The organism is Caballeronia sp. SL2Y3 (genome assembly GCF_022879575.1).
Taxonomy (GTDB): domain Bacteria; phylum Pseudomonadota; class Gammaproteobacteria; order Burkholderiales; family Burkholderiaceae; genus Caballeronia.
In genome coordinates this window covers 2,429,332-2,444,990 of the sequence record NZ_CP084260.1, presented here as the reverse complement: position 1 = coordinate 2,444,990, position 15,659 = coordinate 2,429,332, and the positions used below count along the sequence as shown (strand labels likewise).

9 protein-coding genes, 3 tRNA genes and 3 rRNA genes are annotated in these 15,659 nt (G+C 58.3%); 13 read left to right on the top strand and 2 right to left on the bottom strand.

Annotated elements, in window-relative coordinates; translation table 11 throughout:
• Window positions 1–16: 16 nt before the first annotated feature.
• The 13 genes from LDZ26_RS11510 (at window position 17) to LDZ26_RS11450 (ending at window position 12,609) form a co-directional block, all read left to right on the top strand.
• Window positions 17–763 carry a Nif3-like dinuclear metal center hexameric protein gene (locus LDZ26_RS11510; RefSeq protein ID WP_244847340.1) on the top strand — a complete coding sequence of 249 codons (747 nt, stop codon included), beginning with the start codon at window positions 17–19 and terminating at the stop codon, window positions 761–763.
• Between the two features lie 208 nt (window positions 764–971).
• A complete protein-coding gene (gene petA, locus LDZ26_RS11505) occupies window positions 972–1,592 on the top strand; it encodes a ubiquinol-cytochrome c reductase iron-sulfur subunit (RefSeq protein ID WP_244847339.1) in 621 nt (206 codons plus the stop codon).
• On the top strand, window positions 1,593–2,975 hold the full coding sequence (locus LDZ26_RS11500) for a cytochrome bc complex cytochrome b subunit (protein WP_244847338.1): 1,383 nt from the start codon (window positions 1,593–1,595) through the stop codon (window positions 2,973–2,975).
• Window positions 2,976–2,997: 22 nt separating this feature from the next.
• A complete protein-coding gene (locus LDZ26_RS11495) occupies window positions 2,998–3,753 on the top strand; it encodes a cytochrome c1 (RefSeq protein WP_244847337.1) in 756 nt (251 codons plus the stop codon).
• A gap of 91 nt (window positions 3,754–3,844) precedes the next feature.
• Complete coding sequence (locus LDZ26_RS11490) at window positions 3,845–4,456, top strand: glutathione S-transferase N-terminal domain-containing protein (protein WP_008344155.1); 612 nt, start codon at window positions 3,845–3,847, stop codon at window positions 4,454–4,456.
• A 63-nt stretch (window positions 4,457–4,519) separates the two neighbouring features.
• Window positions 4,520–5,029: a ClpXP protease specificity-enhancing factor gene (locus tag LDZ26_RS11485; protein WP_244847336.1), complete on the top strand. Its 510-nt coding sequence runs from the start codon at window positions 4,520–4,522 to the stop codon at window positions 5,027–5,029.
• Between the two features lie 18 nt (window positions 5,030–5,047).
• A tRNA-Thr gene (locus tag LDZ26_RS11480) sits at window positions 5,048–5,123 on the top strand.
• A gap of 436 nt (window positions 5,124–5,559) precedes the next feature.
• Window positions 5,560–7,091: ribosomal RNA gene (locus tag LDZ26_RS11475) — 16S ribosomal RNA — on the top strand.
• A 64-nt stretch (window positions 7,092–7,155) separates the two neighbouring features.
• Window positions 7,156–7,232: transfer RNA gene (locus LDZ26_RS11470), tRNA-Ile, on the top strand.
• A 44-nt stretch (window positions 7,233–7,276) separates the two neighbouring features.
• Window positions 7,277–7,352 (top strand) — tRNA-Ala (locus tag LDZ26_RS11465).
• A 297-nt stretch (window positions 7,353–7,649) separates the two neighbouring features.
• Window positions 7,650–10,532, top strand: a 23S ribosomal RNA gene (locus tag LDZ26_RS11460).
• 174 nt (window positions 10,533–10,706) lie between these two features.
• A 5S ribosomal RNA gene (gene rrf, locus LDZ26_RS11455) occupies window positions 10,707–10,820 on the top strand.
• The 16S, 23S and 5S rRNA genes sit together here with 3 tRNA genes alongside, the layout of an rRNA operon.
• 154 nt (window positions 10,821–10,974) lie before the next feature.
• Window positions 10,975–12,609 carry an NAD(P)/FAD-dependent oxidoreductase gene (locus LDZ26_RS11450; RefSeq protein WP_244847335.1) on the top strand — a complete coding sequence of 545 codons (1,635 nt, stop codon included), beginning with the start codon at window positions 10,975–10,977 and terminating at the stop codon, window positions 12,607–12,609.
• Window positions 12,610–12,797: 188 nt separating this feature from the next.
• Here LDZ26_RS11450 and LDZ26_RS11445 read toward each other — a convergent pair whose 3' ends face one another.
• Together LDZ26_RS11445 and LDZ26_RS11440 are read right to left on the bottom strand one after the other, a co-directional pair.
• Window positions 12,798–14,339, bottom strand: a complete 1,542-nt coding sequence (locus LDZ26_RS11445) for a UxaA family hydrolase (RefSeq protein ID WP_244847334.1) — start codon at window positions 14,337–14,339, stop codon at window positions 12,798–12,800.
• An 8-nt stretch (window positions 14,340–14,347) separates the two neighbouring features.
• Complete coding sequence (locus LDZ26_RS11440; RefSeq protein WP_244847333.1) at window positions 14,348–15,628, bottom strand: MFS transporter; 1,281 nt, start codon at window positions 15,626–15,628, stop codon at window positions 14,348–14,350.
• Window positions 15,629–15,659 lie beyond the last annotated feature (31 nt).

Below are 15,659 nucleotides of genomic sequence, written 5' to 3'. Positions count from 1 at the left end.
AGGGATAGAGGATTTCATGGATCGGATCGAACTCGAATTGTATCTGAACAACCTGCTGGAAATCGGCCGCTTCAAGGACTATTGCCCGAACGGCCTACAGGTGGAAGGCACGCGCCGCGTTCAGAAAATCGCGACCGGCGTGACGGCTTCGCTCGCCTTCCTGGAAGCCGCGCTGGAGTGGGGCGCGGACACGGTGCTCGTCCATCACGGCTATTTCTGGCGCAACGAGGCGCCGCAGATCACGGGGCGCAAGCATCGGCGGCTGCGCACGCTGATCGCCAACGACATCAATCTTTTCGCGTATCACCTGCCGCTCGACGCGCACCCAGAACTCGGCAACAACGCGCAGATCGGTGCGCGGCTCGGCGTCATTGCCGACGGCCGTTTCGGCGATCAGGACATCGGCTGGCTAGCGCCGATCACCATGCCGCTTTCGCTCGAGCACTTCACCGCGACCGTCGAGAACGCGCTCGGCCGCAAGCCGCTCGTGTTCGGCGATGCCGACCGCGAGTTGCGGCGCGTCGCGTGGTGCACGGGCGGCGCGCAGGGGTATTTCGAACAGGCCATCGACGCGGGCGCCGACGTGTATCTCAGCGGCGAAGTGTCTGAGCAGACGATGCATATCGCGGCGGAATCCGGCGTGGCGTATATCGCGGCGGGGCATCACGCGACGGAGCGCTATGGTGTGCAGGCCGTCGGCGCGCACCTGTCCGAAGAGTTCGACATCGAGCATGTGTTTATCGATATCGATAATCCGGTCTGAAGCGGCGATTTTTCTTCGTTTGGGCCCGGCTGTAGGCTTGAAAGGATGCTTCACGCGAACGCGCGAAAACGTGGGGAAAACCCGGAAGGTTCGCTAAATCCGGGTAATTTTCCCCTAACGGCCCTTGTAAATGGCAACTCCATTCGCGCACACTAGCGGCGGAACACTGATGTGACGGTATAAATCCAACTCAGAAGTGGGGCGTGTGATGCGAGACAAGGACGATAAGCGCGTCGATGGCGGCCGCCGTACCTGGCTGATTACGACGACCGTGGCAGGTGGTGTCGGAGGTGTGGCAACGCTGGTTCCCTTTGTTGGTTCGTTCGCTCCGTCGGAGAAGGCCAAGGCGGCGGGCGCGCCCGTCGAGGTCGATATCAGCGGACTGAAGCCGGGCGAAATGATGACGGTCGCCTGGCGCGGCAAGCCGGTGTGGATCGTGAATCGCACGGACGAAATGCTGTCCGACGTGAAGAAAGCCGACAACGAAGTGGCCGATCCGAAGTCCAAAATGGAGTTCTCGATGCCGTTGCCGGAGTACTGCAACAACGAGTTCCGCTCCCGCGCCGATCACAAGAACATATTCGTGGCCGTCGCCGTCTGTACGCATCTCGGCTGCACGCCGACGCCGCGTTTTTCTGAAGGTCCGCAACCCAATCTTCCCGATAACTGGCCGGGCGGCTTTCTTTGCCCGTGCCACGGCTCGACCTATGACATGGCCGGCCGCGTCTTCAAGAACAAGCCCGCGCCGCAGAATCTGGACGTGCCGCCGTACATGTTCACTTCCGCGACGCAACTCGTGATCGGCAAGGACGAAAAGGGAGAGGCTTAAATGGCGACCGCAGACAAGGATGTGGAAACGACGGGCTTCTTGGGCTGGATAGATCGCCGGTTTCCTTTGACATCCACCTGGAAGAAACACGTTACCGAATACTACGCGCCGAAGAACTTCAACTTCTGGTATTTCTTCGGCTCGCTCTCAATGCTCGTGCTGGTCATTCAGATCGTCACGGGCATTTTTCTCGTCATGAATTACAAGCCCGATGCGACGCTGGCTTTTGCATCGGTCGAGTACATCATGCGCGAAGTGCCGTGGGGCTGGCTCATCCGGTATATGCATTCCACGGGCGCGTCGATGTTTTTCGTCGTCGTTTATCTGCATATGTTCCGCAGCCTGATGTACGGGTCGTACCGCAAGCCGCGCGAGCTCGTCTGGATTTTCGGCTGCGCCATTTTCCTGTGCCTGATGGCAGAGGCGTTCTTTGGATATCTGCTGCCTTGGGGGCAAATGTCGTTCTGGGGCGCGCAGGTGATCGTGAATCTGTTCTCGGCGATTCCTTTTATCGGCCCGGATTTGTCGCTGTGGATTCGCGGCGATTATGTCGTGTCGGACGTCACGCTGAATCGCTTCTTCTCGTTTCATGTAATCGCGATTCCGCTTGTTCTGATCGGACTCGTGGTCGCGCATCTGGTCGCGCTGCATGAAGTCGGGTCGAATAATCCCGACGGCATCGAAATCAAGGCGAAAAAGGATGCGAACGGCATTCCGCTCGACGGTATTCCGTTTCACCCGTATTACTCGGTCCACGACTTCATGGGCGTGTGCGTCTTTTTGCTGATTTTCGCGGCGATCATTTTCTTCGCGCCGGAAATGGGCGGCTACTTCCTCGAAGCGAATAACTTCGTGCCGGCCAATCCGCTGCAAACGCCGTCTGAAATTGCGCCCGTGTGGTACTTCACCGCGTTCTACGCGATGCTGCGTGCGACCACGGATCCGTTCAAGATCGTGCTGATGATCATCATCGCGCTGCTCGCGGTGTTTGCGCTTTTGCGCGCGCGCGGAAAATGGCGCATTGCGCTGCCAGTCCTCGCGCTCGTGGTGATCGTGTTCATGGCGCTCACCGAATCCAAGTTCTGGGGCGTGGTCGTGATGGGCACGGCGGTCGTCTCGCTGTTCTTCGTGCCCTGGCTTGATCGAAGCCCGGTGAAGTCGATCCGGTATCGGCCGCTCTTTCACAAAGTCTTCTACGCGATCTTCGTCTTCGCGTTTTTGGTGCTCGGCTTTTTGGGAACGCGTCCGCCATCGCCGGCGGGGACGCTCATCGCACAGATCTGCGCGCTCATCTATTTCGCGTTTTTCCTCGGCATGCCTTTCTGGACGCCGCGCGGCAGATTCAAGACGCCGCCCGAGCGAGTGAACTACAAACTCCACTAAGCGCCTGCCCGGAGACGACACGATGAAAAAATGGCTCTCGACTCTCACGATGATCGGCGCGGCGATGTTCGCGTTCAGCGCGGCGCCGGTGCACGCGGAGGAAGAAGCGGTGCTGGACCGCGCGCCCGATAACGCGGACAATTTTGCGTCCTTGCAGCACGGCGCTCAAATATTTGTAAACTACTGCCTGAACTGCCATAGCGCGAGCCTGATGCGCTACAACCGTCTGACGGACCTCGGGCTCACGCAGAAGCAGATTCAGGAAAATCTGCTGTTCACGACGGACAAGATCGGCAACACGATGAGCATCGCGATGCGCCCGGACGACGCTAAAGCGTGGTTCGGCGCGTCGCCGCCGGATTTGTCGGTGGAGGCGCGGGCGCGCGGCAAGGACTGGCTCTATACGTACTTGCGCAGCTTCTACCGCGATCCCACGAGGCCGACGGGCTGGAACAATCGCGTGTTCGAGAACGTGGGGATGCCGCATGTGCTGTGGACGCTGCAAGGCATCCGCGACGCACGGTTCGAGACGGATACGGACGAGAAAACCGGCGAAAAGACAAAAAGATTCGTGGGTTACACTCAGGTGACGCCTGGCACCATGTCGAACGTGGATTATGATTCAGCTGTGGCTGATCTGGTTTCGTACCTTTCGTGGATGTCCGAACCCGCCCAGCAGACCCGCAAGCGCCTCGGCGTCTGGGTCTTGCTGTTTCTGGCGCTCCTGAGCTTCCTCGCATGGCGTCTGAACGCGGCATACTGGCGAGATATCAAATAGCACGCCATCGACGGCGTGGGTCGGCTCGACGGCGCTCCCGGGAGGGAGCCCCGCGGCCGGCCTTCGAGTTTACTGAAGGGACTTAAAAAACATGATGGTTCTGTATTCCGGCACTACTTGCCCGTTCTCCCAGCGCTGCCGGCTGGTGTTGTTCGAAAAGGGCATGGATTTCGAGATTCGCGACGTCGATCTGTTCAACAAGCCGGAAGACATCGCGGTGATGAACCCGTACGGTCAAGTGCCGATTCTCGTCGAGCGCGACCTGATCCTGTACGAGTCGAACATCATCAACGAGTACATCGACGAGCGTTTCCCGCATCCGCAGCTCATGCCGGCCGATCCGGTCCAGCGTGCGCGTGCGCGTCTGTTCCTGCTTAACTTCGAGAAAGAACTCTTTGTGCACGTCGGCACGCTCGAAAACGAGAAGGGCAAGGCGGCCGAGAAGAACCACGAAAAGGCGCGCAGCGCGATCCGCGACCGCCTCACGCAACTCGCGCCGATCTTCCTGAAGAACAAGTACATGCTGGGCGAGGAATTCTCGATGCTCGACGTCGCGATCGCGCCGCTCTTGTGGCGTCTGGATCACTATGGCATCGAGCTGTCCAAGAACGCCGCGCCGCTGATGAAGTACGCCGAGCGCATTTTCAGCCGCCCGGCCTATATTGAAGCGCTCACGCCTTCCGAAAAGGTGATGCGTCGATAGTTTGCGAGAACGGGGCGCGCCCGGCGCGAGTTCGCGCGACCGTGCTCCGGCAGAGGAAAGTTGATGCAAGAAATTTCCACCAAGCCGTATCTGTTGCGCGCGCTGTACGAATGGTGCACCGATAACGGTTTTACGCCCCACATCGCCGTGCGAGTCGACGGCGCGACGCGCGTGCCGCGCCAGTTCGTGCGCAACGACGAGATCGTGCTCAACATCAGCTTCGAGGCGACGAGCCAGTTGCAGATGGGAAACGAATGGATCGAGTTCAGCGCGCGCTTCTCCGGCAAGTCGCACAAGATCGAGGTGCAGGTCGCCAACGTGCTCGCCATTTATGCCCGCGAAAACGGGCAGGGAATGGCGTTCCCGGTCGAGCAGTCGTCGCATACCGCGAGCGAGCCGAGCGTGTCGGCCGCACCCCGCTCGACCGATCGGGAAGCCCGTCGCGTGGAGTCTCCGGCGGAGGATCAGTCGGGCGCTGCAGCGGCTTCGTCGCGCGACGAAGCGCCGTCGGGCCTCTCGGATGACGACGCTTCGAAATCCTCTGGCCGGTCGCACCTGAAAGTCGTTAAATGAAGTAGAATCTCGTCCTTCGCCGGCTTAGCTCATCTGGTAGAGCAGTTGATTTGTAATCATCAGGTGGCGGGTTCGAGTCCTGCAGCCGGCACCAAGATTTGAGCGTCGACGGGTCGTGCGATGTCCGCACGGCCCGTTTGCTTTAAGTGAGCCGTTTGGTTCGCAGGTCAGGGCCGGAAGGCGAGTCAAAAAGAAGCTTCAAAAACTTGTTGACACTGATCGAAACGACGTACATAATCTCGTTTCTCTGCTGCTGATGCAGCGACGCAAGACGAAGCGGTGCTGAGCGAGGTTCTCGGTACGGTGAAGTAAAAAGTCTTGGCGGATTGCTCTTTAAAAACTAACAGCCGATAAGTGTGGGCGCTTGATGGTGAGTGCGGCCGGTTCTTCGGAGCCGGGCAAGCAAAAGTATCAAGAGTCTCACACGAAGTATCAGAGGAAGGTTTGTCTGTCGAGAGACGGATTAATCATCGTCAGTACGTTGAGTGAGCGACCGGTTCTTAGATGAACCGAAAACAGTAACAGGCATTGAACTGAAGAGTTTGATCCTGGCTCAGATTGAACGCTGGCGGCATGCCTTACACATGCAAGTCGGACGGCAGCGCGGGCTTCGGCCTGGCGGCGAGTGGCGAACGGGTGAGTAATACATCGGAACGTGTCCTGTAGTGGGGGATAGCCCGGCGAAAGCCGGATTAATACCGCATACGATCTACGGAGGAAAGCGGGGGATCTTCGGACCTCGCGCTGTAGGGGCGGCCGATGGCAGATTAGCTAGTTGGTGGGGTAAAGGCCTACCAAGGCGACGATCTGTAGCTGGTCTGAGAGGACGACCAGCCACACTGGGACTGAGACACGGCCCAGACTCCTACGGGAGGCAGCAGTGGGGAATTTTGGACAATGGGGGCAACCCTGATCCAGCAATGCCGCGTGTGTGAAGAAGGCCTTCGGGTTGTAAAGCACTTTTGTCCGGAAAGAAAACTTCGTCCCTAATATGGATGGAGGATGACGGTACCGGAAGAATAAGCACCGGCTAACTACGTGCCAGCAGCCGCGGTAATACGTAGGGTGCGAGCGTTAATCGGAATTACTGGGCGTAAAGCGTGCGCAGGCGGTCTGTTAAGACCGATGTGAAATCCCCGGGCTTAACCTGGGAACTGCATTGGTGACTGGCAGGCTTTGAGTGTGGCAGAGGGAGGTAGAATTCCACGTGTAGCAGTGAAATGCGTAGAGATGTGGAGGAATACCGATGGCGAAGGCAGCCTCCTGGGCCAACACTGACGCTCATGCACGAAAGCGTGGGGAGCAAACAGGATTAGATACCCTGGTAGTCCACGCCCTAAACGATGTCAACTAGTTGTTGGGGATTCATTTCCTTAGTAACGTAGCTAACGCGTGAAGTTGACCGCCTGGGGAGTACGGTCGCAAGATTAAAACTCAAAGGAATTGACGGGGACCCGCACAAGCGGTGGATGATGTGGATTAATTCGATGCAACGCGAAAAACCTTACCTACCCTTGACATGGTCGGAATCCTGCTGAGAGGCGGGAGTGCTCGAAAGAGAACCGGCGCACAGGTGCTGCATGGCTGTCGTCAGCTCGTGTCGTGAGATGTTGGGTTAAGTCCCGCAACGAGCGCAACCCTTGTCCTTAGTTGCTACGCAAGAGCACTCTAAGGAGACTGCCGGTGACAAACCGGAGGAAGGTGGGGATGACGTCAAGTCCTCATGGCCCTTATGGGTAGGGCTTCACACGTCATACAATGGTCGGAACAGAGGGTTGCCAAGCCGCGAGGTGGAGCCAATCCCAGAAAACCGATCGTAGTCCGGATCGCAGTCTGCAACTCGACTGCGTGAAGCTGGAATCGCTAGTAATCGCGGATCAGCATGCCGCGGTGAATACGTTCCCGGGTCTTGTACACACCGCCCGTCACACCATGGGAGTGGGTTTTACCAGAAGTGGCTAGTCTAACCGCAAGGAGGACGGTCACCACGGTAGGATTCATGACTGGGGTGAAGTCGTAACAAGGTAGCCGTATCGGAAGGTGCGGCTGGATCACCTCCTTTCTCGAGCTTCGCACGAAACTAGCAAGCGCTCACGCTTATCGGCTGTGGTTTAGAAACAGGCTAAGGGTCTGTAGCTCAGTCGGTTAGAGCACCGTCTTGATAAGGCGGGGGTCGTTGGTTCGAATCCAACCAGACCCACCACCCTAACAAGTGCTGACCGAGCTTCGAACTCAAGTCAGGCATACGGGGGATTAGCTCAGCTGGGAGAGCACCTGCTTTGCAAGCAGGGGGTCGTCGGTTCGATCCCGTCATCCTCCACCAATCCTCAATGCTTAGGGTTTCGCAAAAAGCGAAGCATTAAGCATTGGCGATTGCTAGCCAGTTGATGCTGTGGGTATTGCAAGACACCTATCGGCTAAACGTTCTTTAACAATCAGGAAGAAGTAGTAAAGAGATTATCTGAAAGCACTTAGAGATGGGTGTGAGTAGGGTAGTCAGGGTAGTGATTGTATCGAGTATGAAAAGTGATCTTAATTGATGACTTGGAATACGGCACAACGCGAATACTCAGCCTGTAGCGTGTGAGTCTAGAGCAGCAAAGAGACACACTCGTTATAGGGTCAAGCGAACAAGTGCATGTGGTGGATGCCTTGGCGATCACAGGCGATGAAGGACGCGGTAGCCTGCGAAAAGCTTCGGGGAGCTGGCAAACGAGCATTGATCCGAAGATGTCCGAATGGGGAAACCCACTCCGTATGGAGTATCCATAGCTGAATACATAGGCTATGTGAAGCGAACGCGGTGAACTGAAACATCTAAGTAACCGCAGGAAAAGAAATCAACCGAGATTCCCAAAGTAGTGGCGAGCGAAATGGGAAGAGCCTGTACTCTTTATTTGTATTGTTAGCTGAACGCTCTGGAAAGTGCGGCCATAGCAGGTGATAGCCCTGTAAGCGAAAACAGTATGAAAGAACTAGGGGTACGACAAGTAGGGCGGGACACGTGAAATCCTGTCTGAAGATGGGGGGACCATCCTCCAAGGCTAAATACTCGTGATCGACCGATAGTGAACCAGTACCGTGAGGGAAAGGCGAAAAGAACCCCGGGAGGGGAGTGAAATAGATCCTGAAACCGCATGCATACAAACAGTCGGAGCCCTGTCAAGGGGTGACGGCGTACCTTTTGTATAATGGGTCAGCGACTTACGTTCAGTAGCGAGCTTAACTGATTAAGGCAGGCGTAGCGAAAGCGAGTCCGAATAGGGCGATCAGTTGCTGGGCGTAGACCCGAAACCAAGTGATCTATCCATGGCCAGGTTGAAGGTGCGGTAACACGTACTGGAGGACCGAACCCACTAACGTTGAAAAGTTAGGGGATGAGCTGTGGATAGGGGTGAAAGGCTAAACAAACTTGGAAATAGCTGGTTCTCTCCGAAAACTATTTAGGTAGTGCCTCGTGTATCACCTTCGGGGGTAGAGCACTGTCATGGTTGTGGGGTCCATTGCGGATTACTACGCCATAGCAAACTCCGAATACCGAAGAGTGCAATCACGGGAGACAGACATCGGGTGCTAACGTCCGGTGTCAAGAGGGAAACAACCCAGACCGCCAGCTAAGGTCCCAAAGATTGGCTAAGTGGGAAACGAAGTGGGAAGGCTAAAACAGTCAGGAGGTTGGCTTAGAAGCAGCCACCCTTTAAAGAAAGCGTAATAGCTCACTGATCGAGTCGTCCTGCGCGGAAGATGTAACGGGGCTCAAGCCAGTCACCGAAGCTGCGGATGCGTGTTTTACACGCATGGTAGGAGAGCGTTCCGTAAGCCTGCGAAGGTGCGTTGAAAAGCGTGCTGGAGGTATCGGAAGTGCGAATGCTGACATGAGTAGCGATAAAGGGGGTGAAAAGCCCCCTCGCCGTAAGCCCAAGGTTTCCTACGCAACGTTCATCGGCGTAGGGTGAGTCGGCCCCTAAGGCGAGGCAGAAATGCGTAGCTGATGGGAAGCAGGTCAATATTCCTGCACCATTGTTAGATGCGATGGGGGGACGGATCGCGGAAGGTTGTCCGGGTGTTGGACGTCCCGGTCGCTGCATTGGAGAAGGTGCTTAGGCAAATCCGGGCACATAATTCAAGGGTGTGGCGCGAGTGACTTCGGTCACGAAGCAATTGGAAGTGGTTCCAAGAAAAGCCTCTAAGCTTCAGTCTAACGATGACCGTACCGCAAACCGACACAGGTGGGCGAGATGAGTATTCTAAGGCGCTTGAGAGAACTCGGGAGAAGGAACTCGGCAAATTGGTACCGTAACTTCGGGATAAGGTACGCCCTGGTAGCTTGACTGGCCTGCGCCAGGAGGGTGAAAGGGTTGCAATAAACTGGTGGCTGCGACTGTTTAATAAAAACACAGCACTCTGCAAACACGAAAGTGGACGTATAGGGTGTGACGCCTGCCCGGTGCCGGAAGATTAAATGATGGGGTGCAAGCTCTTGATTGAAGTCCCGGTAAACGGCGGCCGTAACTATAACGGTCCTAAGGTAGCGAAATTCCTTGTCGGGTAAGTTCCGACCTGCACGAATGGCGTAACGATGGCCACACTGTCTCCTCCCGAGACTCAGCGAAGTTGAAGTGTTTGTGATGATGCAATCTCCCCGCGGCTAGACGGAAAGACCCCATGAACCTTTACTGTAGCTTTGCATTGGACTTTGAACCGATCTGTGTAGGATAGGTGGGAGGCTATGAAACCGGAACGCCAGTTTCGGTGGAGCCGTCCTTGAAATACCACCCTGGTTTGTTTGAGGTTCTAACCTTGGTCCGTGATCCGGATCGGGGACAGTGCATGGTAGGCAGTTTGACTGGGGCGGTCTCCTCCCAAAGCGTAACGGAGGAGTACGAAGGTACGCTAGGTACGGTCGGAAATCGTGCTGATAGTGCAATGGCATAAGCGTGCTTAACTGCGAGACCGACAAGTCGAGCAGGTGCGAAAGCAGGTCATAGTGATCCGGTGGTTCTGTATGGAAGGGCCATCGCTCAACGGATAAAAGGTACTCTGGGGATAACAGGCTGATACCGCCCAAGAGTTCATATCGACGGCGGTGTTTGGCACCTCGATGTCGGCTCATCTCATCCTGGGGCTGTAGCCGGTCCCAAGGGTATGGCTGTTCGCCATTTAAAGAGGTACGTGAGCTGGGTTTAAAACGTCGTGAGACAGTTTGGTCCCTATCTGCCGTGGGCGTTGGATATTTGAAGGGGGCTGCTCCTAGTACGAGAGGACCGGAGTGGACGAACCTCTGGTGTACCGGTTGTCACGCCAGTGGCATCGCCGGGTAGCTATGTTCGGAAGAGATAACCGCTGAAAGCATCTAAGCGGGAAACTCGCCTTAAGATGAGATATCCCCGGGGCTTCGAGCCCCTTGAAGGGTCGTTCCAGACCAGGACGTTGATAGGTCAGGTGTGTAAGTGCAGTAATGCATTGAGCTAACTGATACTAATTGCCCGTAAGGCTTGATCCTATAACCAGTGTGTCTTGTCGGTCAAAGTTAGCGCTTCAGCGCTTACTTGGACCCCACCCTCGAAGAGGGCCACACGGGTTGAGTAGCGACTGTGCCCACAGTCACTGCCCTAACACACTACTTCTTCCCCGATTGGTTGTAGCGCCCCACAGGCGATACAACATCCCCTTTATGCCTGATGACCATAGCGAGTCGGTCCCACCCCTTCCCATCCCGAACAGGACCGTGAAACGACTCCACGCCGATGATAGTGCGGATTGCCCGTGTGAAAGTAGGTAATCGTCAGGCTCCCCCTTGCAAAACAAAAACCCCACCCCGAAAAGGTGGGGTTTTTGCGTTTTCTGGCCCCGCGCGCGGTGCGCAAGTCGACTCGCGCGGCGAACCGATTTAGGCGCGCTAGAATCTCCGTCGTATTCCGCATCGTCGTTGTCATCGAGTTCTCATGCTACGTTTAAGCGAAATCAAACTGCCGCTGGATCACCCCGATTCTGCGATCAAGCCCGCCGTCATCGCGCGTCTTGCCGAAATCGGGATCGCGGCGGAGGAACTCGTCGATTTCCACGTCTTCCGCCGCGCTCATGACGCCCGCAAACGCGCCGACATCAAGCTGACGTACATCATCGATGTCACGGTGAAGGACGAAGCGTCTGCGCTGGATCGCCTGAAGGCGCACCCGCATCCGCACTGCGGCGTGACGCCGGATATGACGTACCACTTCGTGGCGCGAGCGCCCGAGCGGTCCGCGATGCTCCGACCGGTCGTCATCGGCATGGGGCCTTGCGGGCTATTCGCCGGGCTGATTCTGGCGCAAATGGGTTTTCGGCCGATCATCCTTGAGCGCGGAAAGGCCGTGCGCGAAAGAACGAAAGACACGTGGGGTCTTTGGCGGCGGAACGAACTCCAGCCGGAGTCCAATGTGCAGTTCGGAGAAGGTGGCGCCGGTACGTTCTCGGACGGAAAGCTATATAGCCAGATCAAGGATCCGAAGCACTACGGCCGGAAAGTTCTCGACGAATTCGTCAAAGCGGGCGCGCCGGAAGACATTCTCTATTTGAGCCGCCCGCATATTGGCACCTTTCGACTCGTTAGCATGGTCGAGAAGATGCGCGCGACGATTCACCAGCTTGGCGGCGAAGTGCGTTTTCAGCAGCGCGTGGAAGACATCGACATCGATAACGGCAAGGTGCGCGGCCTGCGCCTGTCGACGGGCGAAACGCTTCGCTGCGACCACGTCGTGCTGGCCGTCGGACATAGCGCGCGCGATACCTTCGAGATGCTGCACAAACGCGGCGTTTTCATGGAAGCCAAACCGTTTTCCCTGGGCTTTCGCATCGAGCATCCGCAGGGCGTGATCGACCGTAGTCGCTTCGGCAAGTTTGCCGGGCACGAGCGCCTGGGCGCTGCCGACTACAAAGTGGTGCATCACTGCAGCAATGGACGCTCCGTCTACAGCTTTTGCATGTGCCCGGGCGGGACGGTCGTCGCGGCGACGTCCGAGCCGGGGCGCGTCGTGACCAACGGCATGAGCCAGTACTCGCGCGCGGAGCGGAATGCGAACGCGGGCATCGTCGTCGGGATCACGCCGGAGGATTATCCGGGCGGTCCTCTGGCGGGAATCGCGTTTCAGCGGAAGTGGGAAGAGCGTGCGTTCGAACTCGGCGGCGGCGATTATTGCGCGCCTGCGCAGCTCGTCGGCGACTTCATTGCCGGCCGTCCGTCATCGTCGCTCGGCTCTGTGATTCCATCGTACAAGCCGGGCGTCAAGCCGACGGATCTCAGCACGGTTCTGCCCGATTACGTGATCGAGGCGATCCGGGAAGCGTTGCCGCAGATCGACAAGAAGCTCCCCGGCTTCGCGATGCACGATGCGGTGCTAACCGGCGTCGAGACGCGCACATCTTCGCCGTTGCGCGTGCGCCGAAATGATGACTATCAGAGCGTGAACGTCGAAGGCTTATACCCGGCAGGCGAGGGCGCGGGGTACGCGGGCGGCATCTACTCGGCGGCAATCGACGGCATCGAAGTCGCCGAGGCCGTTGCTCTGCGGATGATGGCGGAGCATTCCGCGACCGTCTAATCCAACGGCATCGTTGGTAATCGACTGTTCATCATCGTGTCGCTCCTCATGCGATGCGGGTCCGCACGTCATGTTAGACGAGCTTTCGAAAGACCGGACGGCTTCCGCCAAACGATGGCTGGAGCTCACGACCGCGCACCATCGCGGAAGCCTTTCCGCGATGTGCGCCGTCCAATTGCCACGAGTAATCAAGTCACCACACCAACCTGCCACGGCACGAACTCGCTCTGCCCGTACCCATGCTGCTCGCTCTTCGACGGCACGCCTGACGCGCAGTCCAGCATCATCTGGAAAATCTCGTCGCCGAGCTGGTCGATGGTCGCGGTGCCGTCGATCACGCCGCCGCAATTGATATCCATGTCGTCTTCCTGCCGCTCCCACAGCGCCGTGTTCGTCGCGAGCTTGAGCGATGGCGACGGCGCGCAGCCGTAAGCCGAGCCGCGGCCGGTCGTGAAGCAGATCAGATTCGCGCCGGATGCCACCTGACCGGTAGCGGACATCGGATCGTAGCCGGGCGAATCCATGAAAACGAAGCCCTTCGCGTCGATACGCTGCGCGTACTCGTACACTTCGACGAGATTGGTCGTGCCGCCCTTGGCGACTGCACCGAGCGATTTTTCGAGAATCGTGGTCAGACCGCCGACCTTGTTGCCCGCCGACGGGTTGTTGTCCATCGCCGCACCGTTGCGCTCGCAGTAGGTTTCCCACCACTTGATGCGCGCAAGCAGCTTTTCGCCGACTTCGCGGCTCACCGCGCGGCGCGTCAGCAAATGCTCTGCGCCGTAGACCTCGGGCGTTTCAGAAAGAATGGCCGTGCCGCCGTGCGCGACCAGCTTGTCGACTGCCGCGCCGAGTGCCGGATTCGCCGAAATGCCGGAGTAGCCGTCCGAGCCGCCGCACTGCAAGCCGACGATCAAATGCGACGCCGGCAACGGCTCGCGCTGCACGCGATTGGCGTCCGCGAGCATTTCTTTGACCATCGCGATGCCGCGTTCGATGGTTTTCCGCGTGCCGCCGCTGTCCTGAATGGTGAAGCTGCGCAGGCGCTCGCCGTCCTTCAACCCGGCCGATTCGAGCACGCCGCCGATCTGATTCGTCTCGCAGCCCAAGCCGACGAACAGCACCGAATGAAAATTCGGATGCACCGCGTAGCCAGCGAGCGTCCGGCGCAGAATGCCGAGCCCTTCGCCCTGCATGTCGATGCCGCATCCCAGTCCGTGCGTGAGCGCGATCACGCCGTCGACGTTCGGATAATCCGCCAGCACTTCCGGATGCACGTCGCGCCTGAAATGGTCCGCGATCGCGCGCGCGACCGTCGCCGAGCAGTTCACGCTCGTCAGCACGCCGACGAAATTGCGCGTGGCGACGCGCCCGTCGTCGCGGCGAATGCCCATGAACGTGGCCGGCGACTCGACGAACGGCGTCGGATGCTTGTCGACGCCGAACTCGTGTTCCCGGGCGAAATCGGCCATCGAGAGATTTTGCGTGTGCACGTGCTGGCCGCGCGCAATCGCCTCTTTCGCCACGCCGATGATCTGGTTGTAGCGTTTGACGGGCTCGCCCGCCGCGATCGCGCGGGTCGCGATCTTGTGGCCCGGCGGAATCAGCCCGGTGACGACGAGATCCTCCGACGCAATGCGCGCGCCGGAAAGCAACTGACGTGTCGCGATAACGACGTCGTCTTTCGGATGCAGCCGGATGACCGCATGGTCGTTGGATACGGTGGACATGATCTTTCTTAGATGGTGGAGGGTGCGCGCTTGTCGCCAACGGCGCGTTTATCCGCTTCATCGAGCGGCTCGATCTTGCCGACGATCACAAGATAGCTGAACGCGCCGAGGAAGCAAAATCCGCCCGCGACGCACAGCGGAATAACGAAGGAGCCCTTGGTGATGGAAAGCATCACGCCGGTGAACGTCGTGATGACGATGCCCGCCAGGTTCGACGCGAAGTTCTGAATGCCGCCGATCGACGCAACGTGGTCCGGCGTCGGCGCGACGTCGCTCGGAAGCGACCAGATGCTGGCCGCGGCGAACGCGAGGCTCGCGTAAGCAATGCCGAAGAAAGCAAGCATCAGATAGATGTTCGACGTGAACGCCGACAACGTGATGACCGACGAGAGCAGCATGCCGCCGACCATGCAGGTCTTGCGCGCTGCGGTCAGGCTCCAGCCGCGCTTGAAGAGCGAGTCGGAGACGAAGCCGCCGAGCCAGCCGCCCGGAATCGACATCAGCGCGGGAATCGTGCCGAGCGTGCCGAGCGATTTCAGCGAGAAGCCGTGCGCCTGAACCAGATAGCTCGGGAACCACGTGATGAAGAAGTAGATCACGAAGTTCAGGCAGAAGAAGCCGAGCATCATGCCCCACAGCGTGCGGTACTTGAAAAGCGAGGCCCACGACACTTTGTTCTTCGGGGCAACCGGTTGCGGCGGCGCATCGACTTCGCCGGTGAGGTCGCCCTTCGACTTGTTCCGGTAGATCGCGAACCAGCCCACGATCCACACGAAGCCGAGCAGGCCGGTGATCACGAACGACGCTTCCCAGCCGAACGAACTGATGATGAGCGCGACGACAGGAATCGACAGCGCGGAGCCGACGCGCGAGCCGCTATCGAAAATGCTGGTCGCGAAGGCGCGCTGTTCTTTCGTGAACCATTGCGACACGAGTTTCGCGCAGGACGGATACGCGCCCGCTTCGCCGATGCCGAGCATCAGCCGGCAGCCGAACATGCCGGCGACGCTCGTGGTCGCCGCCGTCAGCGCCGTGAATACCGACCACCAGCCGACCGCCAACGGAAGCGCAATGCGCGCGCCGACGCGATCGACGAACCAGCCGAACGGCATCTGCATCAGCGCGTAGGTCCAGAAGAAGCCGCTCAGAATGAAGCCCATCTCCGCCGGGCCGATGCCGAGCGCCTTTTCAATCTGTGGGGCCGCGACGGCGAGATTCGCCCGGTCGATGTAATTGATCGCGATGGCCAGGAAGGCCAGAAATATTACTACCCAACGCATCTTGCGCATTTGTGTCTCCTGCTGGAAGCGGCACTACGTT

Excerpts from the sequence above, each read along its gene's own strand:
- petA (WP_244847339.1), top strand. The coding sequence starts at position 972 with ATGCGAGACAAGGACGATAAGCGCGTCGATGGCGGCCGCCGTACCTGG.
- LDZ26_RS11490 (WP_008344155.1), top strand. The coding sequence starts at position 3,845 with ATGATGGTTCTGTATTCCGGCACTACTTGCCCGTTCTCCCAGCGCTGC.
- LDZ26_RS11445 (WP_244847334.1), bottom strand. The coding sequence starts at position 14,339 with ATGTCCACCGTATCCAACGACCATGCGGTCATCCGGCTGCATCCGAAA.
- LDZ26_RS11440 (WP_244847333.1), bottom strand. The coding sequence starts at position 15,628 with ATGCGCAAGATGCGTTGGGTAGTAATATTTCTGGCCTTCCTGGCCATC.
- LDZ26_RS11485 (WP_244847336.1), top strand. The coding sequence starts at position 4,520 with ATGCAAGAAATTTCCACCAAGCCGTATCTGTTGCGCGCGCTGTACGAA.
- LDZ26_RS11450 (WP_244847335.1), top strand. The coding sequence starts at position 10,975 with ATGCTACGTTTAAGCGAAATCAAACTGCCGCTGGATCACCCCGATTCT.
- LDZ26_RS11500 (WP_244847338.1), top strand. The coding sequence starts at position 1,593 with ATGGCGACCGCAGACAAGGATGTGGAAACGACGGGCTTCTTGGGCTGG.
- LDZ26_RS11495 (WP_244847337.1), top strand. The coding sequence starts at position 2,998 with ATGAAAAAATGGCTCTCGACTCTCACGATGATCGGCGCGGCGATGTTC.
- LDZ26_RS11510 (WP_244847340.1), top strand. The coding sequence starts at position 17 with ATGGATCGGATCGAACTCGAATTGTATCTGAACAACCTGCTGGAAATC.